The organism is Inquilinus ginsengisoli, from assembly GCF_050434925.1.
Taxonomy (GTDB): Bacteria; Pseudomonadota; Alphaproteobacteria; order DSM-16000; family Inquilinaceae; genus Inquilinus; species Inquilinus ginsengisoli_B.
Window position 1 is genome coordinate 6,151,296 of the sequence record NZ_JBNDJK010000001.1, and the last position, 18,957, is coordinate 6,170,252.

22 protein-coding genes are annotated in these 18,957 nt (G+C 70.3%); 6 read left to right on the plus strand and 16 right to left on the minus strand.

Features of this window, described 5'->3' with window-relative positions; translation table 11 throughout:
* Positions 1-8: 8 nt before the first annotated feature.
* Complete coding sequence (locus tag QFZ27_RS29360) at positions 9-1,532, minus strand: AbgT family transporter (protein WP_429229995.1); 1,524 nt, start codon at positions 1,530-1,532, stop codon at positions 9-11.
* A 2-nt stretch (positions 1,533-1,534) separates the two neighbouring features.
* Entirely contained in the window at positions 1,535-2,692 is a 1,158-nt protein-coding gene (locus QFZ27_RS29365) for a M20 metallopeptidase family protein (protein ID WP_429229996.1), read from the minus strand.
* A gap of 114 nt (positions 2,693-2,806) precedes the next feature.
* Between QFZ27_RS29365 and QFZ27_RS29370 the strand changes: the two genes are divergently transcribed.
* Positions 2,807-3,709 (plus strand): LysR family transcriptional regulator, encoded by a 903-nt coding sequence (locus QFZ27_RS29370; protein ID WP_429229997.1) that lies wholly within the window; start codon positions 2,807-2,809, stop codon positions 3,707-3,709.
* A 1-nt stretch (position 3,710) separates the two neighbouring features.
* Here QFZ27_RS29370 and QFZ27_RS29375 read toward each other — a convergent pair whose 3' ends face one another.
* From QFZ27_RS29375 to QFZ27_RS29395, 5 genes are all read right to left on the minus strand, one after another.
* Positions 3,711-4,730, minus strand: a complete 1,020-nt coding sequence (locus QFZ27_RS29375; protein ID WP_429229998.1) for a peptidoglycan DD-metalloendopeptidase family protein — start codon at positions 4,728-4,730, stop codon at positions 3,711-3,713.
* Positions 4,661-5,326 (minus strand): protein-L-isoaspartate(D-aspartate) O-methyltransferase, encoded by a 666-nt coding sequence (locus tag QFZ27_RS29380; protein ID WP_429229999.1) that lies wholly within the window; start codon positions 5,324-5,326, stop codon positions 4,661-4,663. The genes QFZ27_RS29375 and QFZ27_RS29380 overlap by 70 nt, the downstream gene beginning before the upstream one ends.
* Before the next feature lie 11 nt (positions 5,327-5,337).
* Positions 5,338-6,096: a 5'/3'-nucleotidase SurE gene (surE, locus tag QFZ27_RS29385; RefSeq protein WP_429230000.1), complete on the minus strand. Its 759-nt coding sequence runs from the start codon at positions 6,094-6,096 to the stop codon at positions 5,338-5,340.
* A gap of 2 nt (positions 6,097-6,098) precedes the next feature.
* Positions 6,099-7,373 carry a serine--tRNA ligase gene (gene serS / locus QFZ27_RS29390; protein WP_429230001.1) on the minus strand — a complete coding sequence of 425 codons (1,275 nt, stop codon included), beginning with the start codon at positions 7,371-7,373 and terminating at the stop codon, positions 6,099-6,101.
* A 109-nt stretch (positions 7,374-7,482) separates the two neighbouring features.
* Positions 7,483-8,424 (minus strand): hypothetical protein, encoded by a 942-nt coding sequence (locus QFZ27_RS29395; RefSeq protein WP_429230002.1) that lies wholly within the window; start codon positions 8,422-8,424, stop codon positions 7,483-7,485.
* A 153-nt stretch (positions 8,425-8,577) separates the two neighbouring features.
* Between QFZ27_RS29395 and QFZ27_RS29400 the strand changes: the two genes are divergently transcribed.
* Entirely contained in the window at positions 8,578-8,949 is a 372-nt protein-coding gene (locus QFZ27_RS29400; protein ID WP_429230003.1) for a nuclear transport factor 2 family protein, read from the plus strand.
* A 61-nt stretch (positions 8,950-9,010) separates the two neighbouring features.
* Here the strand turns inward: QFZ27_RS29400 and ampC are convergent, their stop codons facing one another.
* Positions 9,011-10,138 carry a class C beta-lactamase gene (gene ampC / locus QFZ27_RS29405; RefSeq protein WP_429232510.1) on the minus strand — a complete coding sequence of 376 codons (1,128 nt, stop codon included), beginning with the start codon at positions 10,136-10,138 and terminating at the stop codon, positions 9,011-9,013.
* A gap of 181 nt (positions 10,139-10,319) precedes the next feature.
* On the opposite strand from ampC, the gene QFZ27_RS29410 reads away from it, so the two are divergent.
* Positions 10,320-11,489, plus strand: a complete 1,170-nt coding sequence (locus tag QFZ27_RS29410; RefSeq protein ID WP_429230004.1) for an MFS transporter — start codon at positions 10,320-10,322, stop codon at positions 11,487-11,489.
* Between the two features lies 1 nt (position 11,490).
* Here the strand turns inward: QFZ27_RS29410 and QFZ27_RS29415 are convergent, their stop codons facing one another.
* A complete protein-coding gene (locus tag QFZ27_RS29415) occupies positions 11,491-11,718 on the minus strand; it encodes a hypothetical protein (RefSeq protein WP_429230005.1) in 228 nt (75 codons plus the stop codon).
* A 173-nt stretch (positions 11,719-11,891) separates the two neighbouring features.
* Here QFZ27_RS29415 and QFZ27_RS29420 point away from each other — a divergent pair, with 173 nt between their 5' ends.
* Positions 11,892-12,362, plus strand: coding sequence for a VOC family protein (locus QFZ27_RS29420; RefSeq protein WP_429230006.1), 471 nt, complete (start codon positions 11,892-11,894; stop codon positions 12,360-12,362).
* Between the two features lie 68 nt (positions 12,363-12,430).
* A complete protein-coding gene (locus QFZ27_RS29425; protein ID WP_429230007.1) occupies positions 12,431-12,883 on the plus strand; it encodes a GFA family protein in 453 nt (150 codons plus the stop codon).
* A 137-nt stretch (positions 12,884-13,020) separates the two neighbouring features.
* On the opposite strand, the gene tatC is transcribed toward QFZ27_RS29425, so the two are convergent.
* The 5 genes from tatC to QFZ27_RS29450 all read right to left on the minus strand — a co-directional run bounded on the left by tatC (position 13,021) and on the right by QFZ27_RS29450 (position 16,199).
* Positions 13,021-13,845 carry a twin-arginine translocase subunit TatC gene (gene tatC / locus QFZ27_RS29430; protein WP_429230008.1) on the minus strand — a complete coding sequence of 275 codons (825 nt, stop codon included), beginning with the start codon at positions 13,843-13,845 and terminating at the stop codon, positions 13,021-13,023.
* Between the two features lie 3 nt (positions 13,846-13,848).
* Positions 13,849-14,364, minus strand: a complete 516-nt coding sequence (gene tatB / locus QFZ27_RS29435) for a Sec-independent protein translocase protein TatB (protein ID WP_429230009.1) — start codon at positions 14,362-14,364, stop codon at positions 13,849-13,851.
* Between the two features lie 61 nt (positions 14,365-14,425).
* Complete coding sequence (gene tatA / locus QFZ27_RS29440) at positions 14,426-14,677, minus strand: twin-arginine translocase TatA/TatE family subunit (RefSeq protein ID WP_429230010.1); 252 nt, start codon at positions 14,675-14,677, stop codon at positions 14,426-14,428.
* A 116-nt stretch (positions 14,678-14,793) separates the two neighbouring features.
* A complete protein-coding gene (gene scpB / locus QFZ27_RS29445) occupies positions 14,794-15,402 on the minus strand; it encodes an SMC-Scp complex subunit ScpB (RefSeq protein ID WP_429230011.1) in 609 nt (202 codons plus the stop codon).
* Positions 15,399-16,199, minus strand: coding sequence for a segregation and condensation protein A (locus tag QFZ27_RS29450; RefSeq protein ID WP_429230012.1), 801 nt, complete (start codon positions 16,197-16,199; stop codon positions 15,399-15,401). The genes scpB and QFZ27_RS29450 overlap by 4 nt, the downstream gene beginning before the upstream one ends.
* Before the next feature lie 119 nt (positions 16,200-16,318).
* Between QFZ27_RS29450 and QFZ27_RS29455 the strand changes: the two genes are divergently transcribed.
* Complete coding sequence (locus QFZ27_RS29455) at positions 16,319-16,879, plus strand: flavin reductase family protein (protein WP_429230013.1); 561 nt, start codon at positions 16,319-16,321, stop codon at positions 16,877-16,879.
* A gap of 4 nt (positions 16,880-16,883) precedes the next feature.
* On the opposite strand, the gene nagZ is transcribed toward QFZ27_RS29455, so the two are convergent.
* Together nagZ and QFZ27_RS29465 are read right to left on the minus strand one after the other, a co-directional pair.
* Positions 16,884-17,918, minus strand: coding sequence for a beta-N-acetylhexosaminidase (gene nagZ, locus QFZ27_RS29460; RefSeq protein ID WP_429230014.1), 1,035 nt, complete (start codon positions 17,916-17,918; stop codon positions 16,884-16,886).
* Positions 17,919-17,927: 9 nt separating this feature from the next.
* Entirely contained in the window at positions 17,928-18,914 is a 987-nt protein-coding gene (locus QFZ27_RS29465; RefSeq protein WP_429230015.1) for an SPOR domain-containing protein, read from the minus strand.
* Positions 18,915-18,957: the final 43 nt, after the last annotated feature.

Below are 18,957 nucleotides of genomic sequence, written 5' to 3' on the forward strand. Positions count from 1 at the left end.
TCCTCCCGTCAGTTCAGGAAGAGCCCGACGCCGGGGGCCAGCGGCAGGCCGAGTTCGACCCACAGCACCAGGAAGGCGGTCCAGGCGACCAAGAAGCCGATCGAGATCGGCAGCGTCATCGCCGCCAGCGTGCCGATGCCGGCATCCTTCTGATAGCGCTGCAGGAAGGCCAGGCAGACGGCGAAATACGGGCTCATCGGCGAGATCACGTTGGTGACCGAATCCGAGATGCGGAAGGCGGCCTGGACCAGCGCCGGTTCCATCCCCACCAGCATCATCATCGGCACGAAGACCGGCGCCATCAGCGACCATTGCGCCGAGCCGGAGGTGATGAAGACGCTCATCACCATGGCCAGCAGGACGAAGGCCACCACCAGCGGCGTGCCGCCCAGCCCGCCGGTGTCGAGCAGATGCGAGCCGTGGATCGCGATCCATTCGCCGAGATTGGTCCAGCGGAACCAGGCCAGGAACTGTGAGATGGCGAAGAACAGCACCAGGGTCGGCGCCAGCTCCTTCACCGCCTCGGCCATGTAGCCGGCGACGTCGCGGGCGCTCTTCACCTTGCCGACCGCGGCGCCATAGACCCAGCCGAGCAGCAGGAAGAACACCGCCAGGATGGCGACGATGGCTTCGAGGAAGGGCGACGGCACCAGCCCGCCCTCCTCATTGCGCAGCGGCGACCCGGCCGGCAGCACCGCGGCCAGCACCACGGCGAGGAAGGCCAGCGCCACCCAGCCGACGCGCTTCAGCGCCCGGCTCTCGACATCGCCGATCGGCTGCAGCGTCAGCACCACGTCGCCGGTGTACTTGCCGGCCAGCGGCTCGACGATCCGCTCGATCACCAGGGTGCCGACCAGCGACAGCAGCACCGCCGAGCAGGCGATGAAGTAGTAGTTGTCGAGCGGCGAGACATAGGCGTTCGGGTCGATCGTGTGCGCGGCGCCGGTGGTGATGCCGGACAGGATGATGTCGACCGGGGTGATGAACAGGCTGGCGTCGTAGCCGGCGCCGACCGCGACATAGCCGGTGACGGCGCCGACCAGCGGGTTGCGCCCGACCGCCTGGAAGATCATCGCTGACAGCGGGATCAGCACGATATAGGCGGCGTCGGACGCCAGGTGGCTGCACATGCCGACCAGGAAGATGACAAAGGTGGTCAGGTGCCGCGGCGCCTTGATCACGCTGACCTGCATCAGGCTGGCGATCATCCCGACCTTATCGGCCACGCCGATCGCCAGCATGATCACCAGGATGACGCCGAGCGGCGGGAAGTTGACGTAGTTCTTGGCCAGCGAGGTCAGGGCGAAGACCAGCCCATCGCCCGAGATCAGGCTCTGGACCGCGATCTCCTTGCCGGTCTTCGGGTTGATGCCGGCGGCGCCGCCCAGCGCCATCAGCCAGGACAGCACCGCGACGACGACACAGAGGATGAGGAACAGCAGGAACGGGTGCGGCAGGCGGTTGCCGGCGCGCTCGATCAGGGCGAGGAAGCGCTGCATGCCGGAGCGGCTTTCGGCGGTCGAGGCGGTCATGGTCAGCGGCCCCCCAGCCGGCATTCGGCGATGGCGGTGAACATCTCGGCAGCGACCGCCAGGATCTCGTCCCGATAGTCGTAGCGGGGATGGTGCAGATAGGCGCTGTCCTCGCCGTTGCCGACGAAGAAGAAGCAGCCCGGCACCTTCTCCAGATAGAAGGCGAAGTCCTCGGCCCCCATGGTCGGCAGCGAGTCCATCCGGCCGGAGCGCTCGGGACCGACTGTCTCCAGCGCGGTCGCGAGCACGAAGTCGGTCTCGGCGGCGTCGTTCACCACTGAGGGGATGCGCATGCTCTGCTCGATCGCCGGGGTGGCGCCATGCGCCTCGCAGATCTGGGCGATCACCCAGCGCAACTCCTGGTCGATCCGCTCATAGGCGGCCGGCGACCCGTCGCGGGTGTTGATTGCCAGCGTCACCGCCATCGGGATGATGTTGTGGCTGTTGCCGCCATGGAACTGGGTCACCGTGACCACGCCGGATTCCAGCGGCGACAGGCGGCGCGACACCACGCTCTGCAGCCCCTGCACCACGGCGGTGCCGACGAAGATCGGGTCGATCGCCAGGTCGGGCCGCGAGGCGTGGCCGCCCTTGCCGGAGATGGTGACCTCATAGAGCGAGCTGCCGCCCATGGTTGGGCCGGACTTGGCGAAGACCCGGCCGAGCGGATAGGCCGGGCGGTTGTGATAGCCGTAGATCGCGGTGACGCCGTCCAGCACCCCGGCCTCGATCATCCGGGCGGCGCCGAGCCCACCCTCCTCAGCCGGCTGGAACAAGAGCTTGATCCGCCCGGACAGGCGGCCTGCCATGCCGGCGAGGCCGTGGGCGGCCAGCAGCAGCGAGGCGGTGTGCCCGTCATGGCCGCAGGCATGCATCTTGCCGGGGGTCTTCGAGGCGTAGGGCAGCCCGGTGTCCTCGAGGATCGGCAGGGCGTCCATGTCGGCGCGGAGGGCGATGGTCGGGCCCGGCCGGCCGGTGTCGAGCAGCCCGACCACGCCGGTCTCGGCCACGCCGGTCTCGACCGTGTAACCGAGGCTGCGCAGCCGCGACGCCACCAGGTCGGCGGTGCCGCGCTCCTCGTACTTCAGCTCGGGGTTCGCGTGCAGATGCCGGCGGGTCGCCACGGCCTCCGCGATCGCCTCGGGCGAAAAGCTGTTCATCGCCATCCCTGTTCAGGTTTGTTCGCCGTCCCTGGTATGGACGCGGTCCGCATGCCACAAGCGCTATAATTCGCACAACGTGTTGCCGCTTCGGCAACGGACGAAAGGCCCGGTATGCAGAGCACCGCGCTTCGCTACTTCCTGGAAGTCGCCCGGTCCGGCTCGATCGCGGATGCGTCGAAGCGGCTGAACGTCGCCGCTTCCGCCATCAGCCGCCAGATCGCCAAGCTGGAGCGCGAGCTGGGGGCCGAGCTGTTCGAGCGCCGGCCGCGCGGCATGGTGCCCAGCGCCGCCGGCGAGATTCTGGCCGGCCATGCCCGCCGGTCGATGCTGGACGGCGAGCGCGCGGCCGCGGAGATCCGCGAGCTGCAGGGCCCGCATCGCGGCCATGTCCGGCTGGCCAGCTTCGAGGGCTTCGCGATCGACATCCTGCCCGAGGCGGTGGCCGCGTTCCGCCGCGAGCATCCCGGCGTGACCTTCCACCTTTGGGTCGGCACCTCCGTCGAGATCGCCCGGCGGGTGCAGGATGGCGAGACCGACATCGGCGTGAGCTTCAACCTGGCGCCGCCGCGCGGCGTTGCGGTGGAGCGGATGATCCGCCGGCCGATGCATGCGCTGATGCCACGACGCCACCCACTGGCCAATCAGGAAAGCATCACTCTGGCTCAGACTTTGCCCCACCCGGTCGCCCTGCCGGACCCCGACCGGACCCAGCGGCAGTTGATCGACGCCGCCTGCAACCTGCAGGGGCTGAGGTTGGAGCCGGTGCTGTCGACCAACTCGATGGCCGCGCTGCGCCGCTTCAGCGACATCGAGGGCTGCATCCACTTCACCAGCGCCATCCGCGACCCCGGCCGGGTGGAGCTGGGCGACTTCGTCGCCGTGCCGGTCGCAGACGAGAGCATGACCGACAGCACGCTGCACATCCTGACCATGGCCGGCCGCACCCTGCCGGCCGCGGTGCGCGCCTTCCTCGATGCCCTCCTGGCCGAGTTGGCGCCGGTCGAGCGCTTCTAGCTCACTGCAGATACTGCTTCGGGTCGACCGGCGAGCTGTTCTTGCGCACCTCGAAATGCAGCTGCGGTGCGTCGACCGCGCCGGTCTGGCCGACGGTGCCGATGGTCTGGCCGGCGGTGACCGTGTCGCCCTTCTTCACCGACAGCGACGCGGCATGGGCATAGGCGGTGACCAGCCCGTCACCGTGCTGGATCAGCACCAGGTTGCCATAGCCGCGCAGCTCGTTGCCGGCATAGGCGACGGTGCCGGGGCCGGCCGCCTTGATCGGCGTGCCGGCCGGGGCGGAGATGTTGATGCCCTGGTTCGGCTTGCCGGCGAGCGGGACGTTGTACCCGGCGATCACCGAACCGGTCACCGGCCAGGCGAAGCGGCCGCCCCGGGTCGCGGTCTGGGACGCCGCGGCGGGCGGCGGCACGGTGGTGCTGGCGACCGGTGGCACCGTCGCGGGCGGCGGCTTCGGCACGATCGAGGTCGGGGCGCCGGTCGTCGGTGCCACCACAGTCGGGGCCGTGACGGCGCCCGCGGGCGGCACCGTGCCCGGCACGGCAGGAACCGTGCCCGGCACCACCGGCGCGGCGGCTCCGCCCGGCGGCGGCAGGCGCTGCACCGCCAGCCCGCTGCCGGTCGACGGCACCGTGTTGAGCGGTGTGCCGCCCATCGGCACGGTCGCGCCCGGCACCGTCGCCACGGCCCCGGGCAGCGTGATGGTCGGCGCCGGGCCGGGTGCCGATCCCGGTGCGCCCGGCAGGCGCAGCGTCTGGCCGGACTGCAGCGCATAGGGTGGCTGCAGTCCGTTCAGCGCGATCAGCGCCGGCATCGACACGTCATAGCGGCGGACGATGGCGAGCACGTCGTCGCCCGGCTGGACCTGGACGGTCGCCGGCCGCAGCGCGGCCTCGTCGGCCCCTGGCGGGACGTTGCAGGCTGCGAGGCTCGCCGCGGCGAGCGTCGTCAGTAGGATGGACCGCCATCCTCCCCGTCGGGAAGGTCCGGCAGCAACGGCACGAAGCGAACTGGCCACAGATCCTCCCGCTCCAACCCGGTCTCGGTGCGCGTGAAGCGGACCACGCGCTGGTTCCGCTTCTCGTCCCCCATGGGAATCACGATTATACCACCGATCCCGAGCTGATCCGTCAGCGCCGGGGGCGGCAGGTCGCCGCGATGCGCGGCGGTGACGATGACACGGTCGAACGGTGCCTGTTCCGGCCAGCCCTTCATACCGTCGCCCCAGCGCGCGGTGATGTTGCTGATGCGCATCCCGGCGATCCGCTCCAGCGCCAGGTCGAGCAGCGGCTTGTGCCGCTCGATGGTGTAGAGCCGGCGGCAGATCCGCGCCAGCACCGCCGCCTGGTAGCCGGAGCCGGTGCCGATCTCCAGCACCTTGTGCCGGTCGCCGACCTCCAGCGCCTGGGTCATCAGCCCGACCACCATCGGCTGGCTGATGGTCTGGCCGCGGCCGATCGGCAGGGCGATGTCCTCATAAGCCTGGTCGAGGAAGGCGTCGGGCACGAAGGCCTCGCGCGGCACCCGCTCGATCGCGCCGAGGACGCGATGATCCGTGATCCCCGACCGGCGGAGATGCATCAGCAGGCGGATCAGCCGCGGCTCGGCGATCATCGGCGACGCCCTTACTTGGCGAAGGCGCCGCGCAGGGACTGGATCGCGGCGGCGTGGTTCAGGTCGAGATGCAGCGGCGTCACCGTGATCCGGCCGGCGGCGATGGCGGACACGTCGGTCTCCGTGCCCTGCAGCGCCTGCTCGGTCCGGCTGGTGCCGATCCAGAAATAGGTGCGGCCGCGCGGGTCCAGCCGCTCCTCCAGCACGTCGCCGATCTTGCGCAGGCCGTGCGGCACCACGGCGATGCCCGTCACCGCGTCCGGATCGACCGCCGGGAAGTTGACGTTGACCAGCACCTGGTCCGGCCAGTCGGTGGCGATCGCCTTGCGCGCCACCTCGGCGCCCCAGCGCCCTGCCGTCTCCCAGTCCGGGCGGCGGCCATCGGCGAATTGCTGGCTGAAGGCGATGGCGCGGATGCCCAGCAGCGTCGCCTCCATCGCCGCCGCGATGGTGCCGGAATAGGTCACGTCCTCGGCGATGTTGCGGCCGTGGTTGACGCCGGACATCACCAGGTCGGGCCGCTTGTCCTTCATCATGTGGTTGACGGCCAGCAGCACGCAGTCGGTCGGCGTGCCGTCGACGGCGAAGCGCTTCTCCTCGATCTGCCGCAGCCGCAGCGGCCGGTGGATGGTCAGGGAATGGCTGGCGGCCGACTGCTCGGTCTCGGGCGCGCAGACCCAGACGTCGTCCGAGAGCTCGCGGGCGATGCGCTCGAGCACCGAGAAGCCGGTGGAGTTTATGCCGTCGTCATTGGCCAGGAGGATGCGCATCGTCAGCCCTTCACTTCGAGAATCTCGAGCCCGCCCATATAAGGCCGCAGCACCTCCGGCACCTCGATCGAGCCGTCCTGCCGCTGATAGGTCTCCATGACCGCGATCAGGGCGCGGCCGACGGCGACGCCGGAACCGTTCAACGTGTGCACGAACCGGGTCCCCTTCTCGCCCGCCGGCCGGAACCGGCCCTGCATCCGCCGGGCCTGGAACTCGCCGGTGTTGGAGCAGGAGGAGATCTCGCGGTAGCGCCCCTGCCCCGGCAGCCAGACCTCGATGTCGTAGGTCTTGCGCGCGGTGAAGCCCATGTCGCCGGTGCACAGCACGATGGTGCGGAAGGCGAGGCCCAGCCGCTTCAGCACGGTCTCGGCGCATTGCGTCATGCGCTCGTGCTCGGCGGCCGACTGCTCCGGCGTGGTGATGCTGACCAGCTCGACCTTGCAGAACTGGTGCTGGCGGATCATGCCGCGGGTGTCGCGCCCGGCGGCGCCGGCCTCGGAGCGGAAGCTCGGGGTCAGCGCGGTGAAGCGCAGCGGCAGCCCCTCCGCCTCGAGAATCTCGCCGGCGACCAGGTTGGTCAGCGGCACCTCGGCGGTCGGGATCAGCCAATGGCCGGTGTTGGTGCGAAACATGTCCTCGGCCGCCTTCGGCAGCTGGCCGGTCCCGAACACCGCCTCGTCGCGCACCATCAAGGGCGGCGCGATCTCGGTGTAGCCATGCTCGGTGACGTGCAGGTCCAGCATGAACTGGCCGATGGCGCGCTCCAGCCGGGCCAGCGCGCCGCGCAGCACCACGAAACGCGCGCCGGACAGCTTGGAGGCCGCGGCGAAGTCCATCAGCCCCAGCCCTTCGCCGAGGTCGACATGGTCGCGGGCCGAGTTCAGTCGCCGCGGCTCGCCGGTGCGCCGGATCTCGACATTGGCGCTCTCATCCGCCCCGTCGGGCACGTCGTCGTCGGGGATGTTCGGCAGCTCGGCCAGCCGCGCCGCCAGCGCCGCCTCGGCGTCGCGGTCGGCCTGCTCCAGCTCGCCCATCTTCGCCTTGATCGAGGCGACCTCGTCCATCAGCGCCTGGGCGTCGCCGCCCTTGGACTTGACCGCGCCGATCTCCTTGGAGGCGGCGTTGCGGCGGGTCTGCAGCCCCTGCAGCTCGGTGGTGATCTGGCGTCGGCGCTCGTCCAGCGACAGCAGCTCAGCCGCGACCGGCGACAGACCCCGCCGAGCCATCCCCTTGTCGAAGGCCTCGGGATGCTCTCGGATGAATCGGATGTCGTGCATCGCGCGCTCGAACTCTGGCGGATCAGGGAATCGTGCGGTGGTTATAGGAGGTGGCCCGGCCGGACGCAAACAGGCCGGGGGTTTGGGAGCGAGGTTTGTGCCGCCTCTCTTATGGCAAACATTCATCCTCCCCCTCCCCTTGCGGGAGGGGGCCAGGGGGAGGGGGTTGGTGCAGCCGGGACCGGCATGCACCTGATCCGGCCTCCAGCCAAACCAATCGCGCGCGGACGCGCGTAGACCCCTCCCCCACCCCCCTCCCGCAGGGGGAGGGGGAGAGTGGAAGGCCGGCCGGGTTGGTGACGGTGGTTACGCGGTCGGGCCATGACAGCTTGCTGCTGTCCGGCTGCGGCGGCTCCGGCATGGGCCGGCCGGTGTCGGACTCGCCCGGCTCGGCAGACCAGTCGTCCGTGGCTTCGCGGTCGGCGGCCTCGGGAGGCTCCGTCGGCGGGACGGGCTTCATCTCGCAGCCCTCGTCCCAGCTCTGCGGCAGCCGGACCGGCGGGTGGCCGATCTTGCGGCAGACCGCCCGCACGAACTCTTCCGCCGACAGCGTGTCCAGCTGCGCGTCGAGCATCTCGTCCTCGACCAGCGACTCCCACGCCATCGCCCGCATGCATTCGGCGTCGATTCCGCGCTCGGGCTGCGCCGTGGCCTCGCCGACCATCTGGGCCGCGCGCTCGCGACGCTGCCGGCGGCGCTGCTCCTCGCCCGAGGCCTTGCGCTCATCCCTTCGCGTCATGAAGCCGGTGCGGATCCGGTCGGTCAGGGCGACCGTCAGACGCACCGAGCGCGTCAGCCGTGCCTGGATCAGGCCGAAAGCCGGCGGCGCCTTCGGGTCGTGATGCGCCCGCTCCTGCTGCCGCTCGATCAGCCGCTTGCAGCGCATGTCGATCTCGGCCGCCTCGCGCAGCGTGCTCAGCGCCCAGCCCGTCCAATGCATGTCGGGTGCGGTCGGCCGGATCGGTTCGGATTGCGCCTCATCCATGGAACATAGCATGAACGAAGATCGCGGATGCGCGCAATGAACATTGTGTTCACCGACGGCGGCCATTCATCCAGCGGCGATCCACGTCGCAAGGACGAGCCTGCGGTTCTTCGCAGCCTCTCGGTGGCAAGGCCTTGACCGGGCCGGCTGCTCATGACCTGCTTCGGACGTCGAACGCGAGCAGGATCCTCGATTATCCGACCGGACGGAGACGGGGCGATGGACATTCGATCGACGCTGACGGAGCTGTGCGAGGCCTTCAACGCGCATGATCTCGATCGCATCATGGCGTTCTTCTCCGACGATTGCGTCCTGGAGATGCCGCGGGGAAGCGAGCCCTGGGGGTCTCGTTTCGAAGGCAAACAGAGCGTGCGAAAAGCGCTGGCGACACGCTTCGAAGGCTTGCCCGACGTCCACTATGGCGAGGCTGAGCACTTTGCGGATGCGGCTGCCGACATCGGCATGTCGAAATGGATCCTCACCGGCACGACCCGCGAGGGGATAAAGAAGGAAGTCCGGGGCTGCGACTTCTACACGTTCCGCAACGGCAAGGTGATCCGCAAGGACTCGTACTGGAAGATCGTGGAGTAAGAGTCCGGCGGTCGCTGTTGGGTTCGTGTTCCGCGAATCCAACCTACGCACTGGGCACCGATCACCCGGCCTCGCCGTCCAGCGCCGCCAGGATCCGGTGGGCGGCCTGCACCCGCGCCGCGATCGGGTAGTTGCGGTTGGCCAGGATCACCACGCCGATGCCGCGGGCGGGTACGAAGGCGACATAGGCGCCGAAGCCGTTGGTGGAGCCGGTCTTGTTGATCAGAACCTCGTCCCGCGGCGGCAGCGGCGGGTCCAGCCGGGTGGCGGCATTGGGCTTCATGGTCATCTCGGAGGAGTTCGCGGCCAGCAGCCGGTCGACATCGGTCGGCCAGTCGACCATCTCCCAGCCCAGGCCCTGGGTCATGTCGCCGACCTTGTAGTAGCCGGCATGGGTCGCGGCGATGGCGCGGCGCAGCGTGTCGTCCAGCTTCGCGCCGCCTATGTTCGCCTCGACGAAGCGGATCATGTCGGCCGCGGTGGTCTTGATGCCATAGGCCTGCGAATCCAGCACGCCCGGAGTCACCCGGACCGGCTTGCCGGCCTTGGACATGCCCCAGGCGTAGCGGTCCATCCGGTCCGGCGGGACCCGGATATAGGTGCTGGCCAGGCCGAGCGCCGGGAAGATCTGCTGCTGCATCAGCTCGTCGAACGGCCGGTTCAGGCTGCGCGCGGCGAGATAGCCGAACAGGCCGATGCTGGGGTTCGAATACAGCCGTTGGGTGCCCGGGGCATAGGCCGGGCGCCAGCCGCGGTAGAAGGCGAGCATCCGGTCCGGATCGGTGACGTCGTCCGGAAACTGCAGCGGCAGGCCGCCGGCGGTGTAGGTGCCGAGATCGAGCACGCTGATCCGGTCGAAGCTGCTGCCGGCCAGCGCCGGCAGGTATTTGCTGGCGCTGTCGGAGAGGGACAGGGTCCCCTGCAGCTGCGCCATGGCGGCGAGGGTCGCGGTGAAGGTCTTGCTGATCGAGCCGATCTCGAACAGCGTGTCCTCCGTCACCGTCCCGCCGCCGTCCTTCGCGGCGACGCCGTAGTTGAAGAAGGACTGCCGGCGCCGGACCGTGACCGCCACGGCGATGCCCTGGACCTCGTTCTCCGCCATCACCGACCGGATCGCGTCGTCGACGATGCGGGCGAGCGGGCCGTCGGCCGCGCGGACACCGGGGACCAGGGAGCCGGCCGCGAGCATGCCGACCGCGAGCAGAGCTCTCCGGCGCGATACCGAGATCGTCAATCCTATCTCCATGAGTCGGGTGGGGAATGGCGCCGCCGTTCGACCCTGGATAGGCGGAAATGATGGCCTATCCAAACGAGGATTTCTTTGCTTAGACATGAGCTGAGATTGGCCAAATCAAGGAGTCGCGTGCGCCATGGCCGGGGAAAAGAAGGGGCTGGTGCTCGGGCTGGTGGTGGCGAGCACCGTGCTCGGCCTGATGGGAACCGACCTCGTGCTGCCGGCGGTGCCGTTCCTGCCGGAGGCGCTGGGCGGCGACCCGGCGCAGGCGCAGCTGGTGCTGGCTGCCTATGTCGCCGGGACCTGCTTCGGGCTCCTCACCTATGGCGCGCTGGGCGACCGCTTCGCCACCGGCCGGCTGTTCATGGCCTCGCTGCTGGCCACCGCCGCCGTGTCGGCGGCCTGCGCGGTGACCGAGGGGATCGGCCCACTGATCGCGCTGCGGGCGCTGCAGGGCGCGGTCGCGGCCGGGCCCGCCGTGTTCGCGCCGGGCATCGTCCGGGCGCTGTTCGACGAGGCCCGCGCGGTGCGGGCGCTCGGGCTGCTCGGCAGCATCGAGGCCCTGGCCCCGGCGCTGGCCCCGATCCTCGGCGCCTGGCTGCTGACGCTCGGCGGCTGGCGGCTGCCCTTCGCGGTGATCACGGCGGCTGCGCTGGCGCTGGCGGCAGCGATCGGGATCGGCAGCGCCCTGCCCCAGGTCGGGCGACGACCGCGCGGCGGCTATGCCCATCTCCTGCGCGATCCCGCCTTCATGCGCTATGCGCTGAGCCAGGCCTTCGTGCTGGGCGGGCTGCTGACCTTCGTGTTCGGCATGCCGGCGGTGTTCGTGCGTGCTCTGGGGGGCAGTCTGGCCGATTTCATCACCATGCAGGTCTGCGGCATCGCCAGCTTCATGCTGGCGGCGAACCTCGCCGGCGGGCTGGCCGGCCGCCTCGGGGCGGAGCGCGTGATCGCCGCCGGCACCGGGCTCGCCGCGCTGGGGGCCGCGGCGATGCTGGCCTATGGTGCATTGGGCGGCACCGCCCCGATGGCGATCGCGGCGCTGTTCGTGCCGATCAATGCCGGGCTCGGGCTGCGCGGCCCGCCGGGCTTCTATCGGGCGGTGCAGGCGGCGCGCGGCGACGACGCCCGCGGCTCCGCCCTCGTCGTCCTGGCGATCCTCGCGGTCACCGCCGGGGGCACCGCCGCGGCGGCGCCGCTGATCGAGCACGGGCTGCTCCCGCTGGCGGCGATCGCGCTGGGCTTCCACCTGGCGGCCCTGCTGTGCCTCGCCGCGCTGCCGCGGCTGCGGGAGAGGCAGAGCTGAGTCAGTGCGGCAGCACCACCTTGCGGGCGTAGATGTCGATGACCGAGAATTCGCGGTCGGGGAAGCAACGGGCCCCGGCCTCCAGCGCCACCCTGGGATCGGCGTAGAAGCACATCACCTTGCCGCGGCGGACGAAGGCGTATTGCGAGGGCGCGGCGGTCGCCGTGTCGGCAAGGAACCGCTCCAGAGCGGCGACATCCGTCCTGCCGACATGCCCGTGCCCGGCCATCGCCGCCTCCCGAAACCGCCCGGTCATCCTAGGCCCGCGCCGGCCGGGAGACCATTGATCGATCGTCCTAACGTCGCGAATTTGCGGGCGATGTCGGGAAGGGATGCCCTCGGTCGTCCTTGGATCAGGAGCGGCCCAGCGCATGGCCGCGCGACCAAGGAAGGAGCACCGCGATGAAGGTCACCCAGCATCTCTGGTTCGAGAAGGACATGGAAGCCGCGATCGGCTTCTACACCGCGCTGATCCCGGGCTCGGCGGTGCATTGGGTCACGCCGCTGCCGGCCGACACGCCGAGCGGCCCGGCGGGCAGCGTCCGGCTCGCGGCCTTCACCCTGGGCGACCAGCGCTACCAGGCGATCGAGGCCGGGCCGCTGGACCCGTTCAACCACGCCTTCTCGATCATGGTCGAATGCGACAGCCAAGCCGAGGTCGACCGGCTGTGGGACGCGCTCAAGGACGGCGGCGCGGTCGAGCAGTGCGGCTGGCTGAAAGACCGCTGGGGCCTGTCCTGGCAGATCCTGCCGAAGCGGCTGGGCGAGCTGATGACCGACCCCGACCCGGCCAAGGTCAAGCGCGTCACCGAGGCGATGCTGCAGATGGTGAAGCTCGACACCGCCGCGCTGGAGGCGGCGGCGAAGGGCTGATCTGGTCCGGCGTCCTCCGCCAATCTAGAACAAGGCAACTAGAACGGGGCAACCATCAGGAGGACGCCATGACCGATCTGACCCTGCCGCAGGAGGGACGCTGCCGCTGCGGCCAGGTGCGTTTCAGCATCTCCGCACCACCGCTGCTGACCATGGCCTGCCACTGCACCGGCTGCCAGCGCATGACCGGCAGCGCCTTCTCGCTGTCGGCGGCAATACCGAGCGAGGGCTTCGCCGTGACCCAGGGCGAGCCGGTGATCGGCGGGCTGCACGGCCCGTCGCGGCACTATTTCTGCCCGCATTGCCTGAGCTGGCTGTTCACCCGGCCGGAGGGGCTGGATCATTTCGTCAACGTCCGGTCGACCATGCTGGACGACCCGGCCTGGTCGGTGCCGTTCATCGAGACCTTCACCGGCGAAAAGCTGGCCTGGGCGGCCACGCCGGCCGCGCACAGCTATGAGACGGTCCCGCCGATGGAGGCCTATGGCCCGCTGGTCGCGGAGTTCGCGGCACGGATGTGAGGCATTGAAGCCTTCTGTCCGCTTCAATTTCCTCTGTCATTGCCGGGCTTGACCCGGCAATGACAGGGGCCACCCCGAGCGGCTTCGGCATCTCTGGATGCCCGGGTCAAGCCCGGGCATGACAATGATGGGGATGGTCAGGCCCCGCCGTCGTCGCGGGCGTCTTCCGCCTCGGCCTCCGCGTCGCGCTTGGCACGGTCGCGCTCGATCATGCCGCCGATCAGGATCGCGACCTCGTAGAGCAGCAGCATCGGCACGGCGAGCGCGACCTGGCTGATCGCGTCCGGCGGGGTCAGCACGGCGGCGACGACGAAGACGATGACGATGGCATAGCGCCGCTTGCTCTTCAGCGTGGCGACGCTGAGGATGCCGACGCGGACCAGCAGCGTCAGCAGCACCGGCAGCTGGAAGGCGATGCCGAAGGCCAGCAAGAGGCGCATCACCAGGTCGAGATAGTCCGACACCTTGGCGTCGAGCCTGATCTCAAGGCCGGCGCCGACATCGGGCCCCATGACCTGGAAGGACAGGAAGAACTTCCAGGCCAGCGGGAACACGAAGTAGTACACGAACAGCCCGCCGGCGATGAACATCACCGGGCTGAAGGCCAGGAACGGCAGGAAGGCGTTGCGCTCGTTCTTGTACAGGCCGGGCGCCACGAACATCCAGATCTGGGTGGCCACCACCGGGAAGGCCAGGCAGAAGCCGCCCCAGAAGCCGATCTTGATGTAGGTGAAGAACACCTCGGTCAGCGCCGTGTAGATCATCGACTTGGGCTGGCCCGGCGGCAGCGCATCGGCCAGCGGCTGGGTCAGGAACAGGTAGATCGTCTCGGCGAAGTGGTAGCAGATGAAGAACCCGACCAGGATCGCGACCACGGAATAGATCAGCCGCGTGCGCAACTCCAGCAGATGATCCATCAGCGGCATCTGCTTGTCGTCGATCTCCTTGTCGGAGGGCGCCATGAATCAGCTCGTGCGGTCGGTCGGGGTGGTGGCCGGAACGGCCGCGGGGGCTGTCGCAGGCGACGCGGGAACAACGGCCGGCGCAGGTTCAGCGGCGGCGGCGACCGGAGCCTCCGGCACTACGGGCTTCGGCGGCCCCTCGACCGGCTGCGGCTCAGGTGCGGCCTGGCCGTTGGTGGCCGCCTTGTCGGGCTCGGCCAGCGGCGTGGCGCCGGGCGCCGCCTTGTCGAAGGCCTGCTTGATGTCCTTGACCGGGTCCAGGACGGTATTGACGTGCTCCGCCACCTGGCTGCGGACGTCGAGCGTCTTGGCCGCATCCGTGACGGTCTTGCGCACCTCTTCCAGCTCGGCCTGGCGCACGATGTCGTCGACATGGCGCTGGAACTCGCCCGTGATGCGGCGGGCATGCCGCGTCCATTTGCCCAGCTGATAGAGGGCACGCGGCAGATCCTTCGGGCCGAGCACGATAAGTGCCACGACCACGACGACCATCAACTCCGACCAGTCGAAACCGAACATCACATTCGTCCATCACGCCCCGCCACCAGGGACGGGGCGCGCTACCGGTTCCCCGAAGGGACTATTGGCGGTCGACGGTCGTCCGGTTCGGACTGCCGGCTTCGGTGCCCGCGGGCGGCGGCACGGCCGGGCGATCCTCCGACCCTTCGCTCTTGGGATCGTCCGACAGCCCGGACTTGAAGTTCTTGATCCCTTTGGCCAGGTCGCCCATCGCCCGCGGCAGCCGGTTCCCGAAGATCAGGAGCACGACCACCAGGACGATCAACCAATGCCAAATACTCAAACCACCCATAAACTTTTCCTCCAGCCCCAAGGCGGCGGGATCATCGCAGAAACCCCCCGCCACCGCAATGCCGGCGGACGGGGCGAAATGGCGCGGAAATCCTGGCCTCCGGCGGCGGCGAAAACGGCCCGCCGCGGCCCGTTCCGCTACTCCCTCTCATCCTCCTCCGGCGGCTCCGGCCCGTCCTCGCCGGACAGGGTGCCGCCGGGCAGCACGGCCATGGCCGGGCGGGTGTCGAGCAGGCCGGAGGCCTTGAGCTCGTCGACGCTCGGCAGGTCCGCGAGGCTGGGGAGGCCGAAATGGTCGAGGAAGCCCTGGGTGGTGACCCAGGTCAGCGGCCGCCCGGGCTGCTGCCGGCGTCGACCGGGCGCGATCCAGCCGGCCTCCAGCAGCGTATCGAGCGTGCCCTTGGCCACGGCGACGCCGCGCACCGCCTCGATCTCCGGCCGGGTCACCGGCTGGTGGTAGGCGATGATCGCCAGCGTCTCCAAAGCCGCCCGGGTCAGCCGCCGCACGACATGGCCGGCGTCGCGCAGCAGCGGCGCCAGGTCGAGCGCGGTGCGGAAGGCCCAGCCGCCGGCCACCGGCATCAGGGCGACGCCGCGGCCGCGATACTGCTCGACCAGCGTGTCGATCAGCTCCGGCACGTCGGCGCCGTCGGGCAGGCGCTCGGCGATCGCCGCCTCGGTCAGGGGGGCCGGCGAGGCGAACAGCATGGCTTCGACAAGGCGCAGGGCCTGGGTGAGTTCGGTCATTCTTCAGTGGCTTGGGGAGTCTGGGCCTTGAGCCAGATCGGGCCGAACGGACCGTCCTGGCGGAGGGCGATCCGGCCGGCCTTGGCCAGCTCGAGCGTGGCGACGAAGGTGGAGGCAAGCGCCGAGCGCCGCACCAGGGGGCTGCCGGTCATCGGCGGCAGGAAGGCGGCCAGGGTGGTCCAGCTCGGGAACCGGCCGAGCATCGCCTCCAGCCGCTCCAGCGCCTGCTCCGGCGAGTACAGCACCGAAGCCTCGATGCGCAGGCTGCCCCCGGCCGCCGCCTTGGCCCGGACATGCTCGGCATAGGCCTTGAGCAGGTCGTAAAGCGACACGGCCCAGACCGAGGTCGGGGTCGCCTCGCCCTCCTCCGCGGCGCCGCGGGCGAACAGGTCGTGGCCGAGCTGCGGCCGCGCCATCAGCGCCTGCCCGACCTCGCGCATCGCGTTCAGCCGGCGCAGTTGGAAGGCCAGGGCTTCGGCCAGCTCGGCGCCGCTGGGCTCGTCGTCGCCCGGCGGGGCGGGCAGCAGCAGGCGCGACTTGAGATAGGCCAGCCAGGCCGCCATCACCAGGTAATGCGCCGCCAGCTCCAGCGACAGGCGCCGCGCATGCTCGACGAAGGCGAGGTACTGGTCGGCCAGAGCCAGGATCGAGATCTGGGTCAGGTCGACCTTCTGCTCGCGCGCCTGTTCGAGCAGCAGATCGATCGGCCCTTCATAGGATTCGAATTTGAGAATGAAGGCGGCGTCCTCCCGGTTCGTCACCGGCGGCGCATCGACCTTCGACCAGTCTTCCAGCATGGCCGGAGTTTCGCCGCCCGGGCGCGGCGAAGCAACCTCGATCGCGACATCGGGCCGCTCCGGCTTTCCGCGGGCCGATGCGCGGCCAGTTCATTGGCAGGCGCAGCGGAAAAGTCACCATGGCAAGATCCCGCAAGAAGACCGATTTCCCCGTCCATGAGGTCCGGCGCTACCTGGAGCCCGGGCCGATCGTGCTGGTGTCGTCGCGCTGGCGCGACCGGACCAACATCATGACCCTGGGCTGGCATACGGTGATGGAGTTCTCGCCGTCACTGGTCGGCTGCATGATCTCCGGCGGCAACCACAGCTTCCGCCTGATCCGCGACAGCGGCGAATGCGTCATCAACCTGCCGACGACGGCCCTGACCGACACGGTGGTCGGGATCGGCAACACCTCCGGCGCGAAGATCGACAAGTTCCAGGAATTCGGCCTGACCGCCGGGGAGGCGCAGGAGGTCGAGGCGCCGCTGATCCGTGAATGCCATGCCAGCTTCGAGTGCCGGCTGCACGATGACGCGCTGGTCGAGCGTTACAACTTCTTCATCTTCGAGGTGGTGAAGGCGCATGTGGCGCCAGTGCCGAAGCACCCGAAGACGCTGCACTACACCGGCGGCGGGGTCTTCGTGACCGCAGGCGGAGTGGTGAACCGGAGGGCGCTGTTCCGGCCGGGGATGCTGTGACGCATCAGGCTGTCGGCAGGCGGCCGAGCAGTTCCCTCACCCGCTCCAGATAACTCTCGACCGGACGGTTGCTGGCCGGGCGGCGCCAGGCTTCCGCGCGGGCCAGCCGGGCCGCGGTCTCGGGGCCGATCGCCGGCACCGCGGCCGCGATCGCCCGCATCTCCGCCAGGTCGCCATTGCAGTGCAGGGCCAGGTCGCAGCCGGCGGCCAAGGCCCGCGCCGCCCGGTCCGGCAGGGATCCGGACAGCGCGCCCATCGACAGGTCGTCGCTGCACAGCACCCCGTCGAAGCCGATGCGGCCGCGCACCGCGTCGCGGATCGCGGTCGGCGACTGGGTGACCGGGTGATCTGGATCCAGCGCGGTGAAGACGAGATGGCCGGTCATGCCCCAAGGCAGATCGGCAAGGTCCCGGAACGGGGCGAAATCGGTGCGCTCCAGCGTGTCGAGATCGGCCTCGACCACCGGCAGGGCGACATGGCTGTCGACCCGCGACCGGCCATGGCCCGGCAGATGCTTGATCACCGGCAGGGCGCCGCCGTCGAGCAGCCCCTCCGCCAGCGCACGGCCGAGCCGGGCGACGACCGCCGGGTCGCCGGAAAAGGCACGGTCGCCGACCACCGTGCGGTCGGCGCCGGGCAGGTCGAGATCGAGCACCGGCGCGGCCACGATGTCGATGCCGGCGGCACCGGTGGTCAGCGCGATGGCGGTGGCGTTGGCGCGGGCCGCCTCCTCCGCCGCATCTCTATCGAGCGACGCCAGGGCGCCGAAGCGGCCGGCGGCCGGGAAGGCCGGCCAGTGCGGCGGCCGCAGCCGGGCGACGCGCCCGCCCTCCTGGTCGATCATCACCGGCGCCTTGCGGCCGACCGCGGCGCGCAGATCGGCGACCAGCGCTGCGAGCTGGTCCGGCGTCTCGCAGTTGCGGCGGAACAGGATGAAGCCGAGCGGGTCGGCGTCACGGAAGAACAGCCGCTCCTCGGCCGTCAAGACGGGGCCGGCGCAGCCGAACAGGATCGCCCGATGCAACGCTATGGGGGACATGACGGGAACTCAGCGGGGAACGACGAGGCAGCCGGTCTTCTCGCTGGCCAGGGCCTCGCACAGCCGCGTCGCCGTCGCCTGGTCCAGCGGCACGGCCTGGACGCGATAGCCGAGGCGGGTCGAGGCCGAGACCTGCGGCACGGCGAGCTGCAGCGCGCCGAACAGCTCCGGAAAGCGGCGCTGGAAGCGGGCCCATTCGGCCTGCGCCTCCTGCGGCGAGGTCACCGCCGCGATCTGGGCCGCGAAGCGCCCGGCCGGCACGGCGGTGATCGTCGGCAGGGATGGCGCCGGCATGGAAGGCACGGCCGCCACCTGCGCCGGGGCATGAGCATCGGGGTCGATCCAACCACCGGCGGCGGCCGGGTTGGCCAGCAGCGCCGCGATCGGATCGTCCGGCTGGGGGGCCGCCTGAGGTGCGGGCGTGATCGGCTCGACCGGAGCCGCCGGCGCCAGCGCGGCGGTCTGGACCGGGGCCGGATCGGCAATGGGCGCAGGGTCCGCGCCGGCCGGCGCAGCGGCAACCGGCTCGGGAGCGGGCTGCGCGACCGGTTCCGGCGGCGGCGCGGCCTCGGCGGGGCGCGCCAGCAGGATCTCCACCACCCCGGCGCCGGACGCGGCGGCCGGCAGCGGCAGCCGCCAGCCGCGCTGATCGGTACCGGCCTGCACCGGACGCGGCATCGGCTGCTCCGGCGGCGGCAGCACGGTGGCCACATTCACCGGCGCCTGGCGGCGGCCGAGATCCTGCAGCACCAGGCGGTCCTGGTTCGGGATGTCGATGCCGCCCGGCTGCTCCGGCCGGGTGCGGAACTCGGTACGGTCGGCGCGGATGATCGGCACCCCGCCTTCCATCGTCACGGCGCCGCCGGAGGTGTAGGTCGAGATCAGAACGGCGGCGAACAGCAGGATCACGACCAGGACCACCCCGGCCGGGACGATGATGCGCCATGGCGGCGCGGCCTGCGCCGGCCTGAGCTGGACCGCGGCGGGCGCAGTCATGGGCAGCGCGTAAGGCGCCTCCACCCATTGTCCGTCCGGTGCG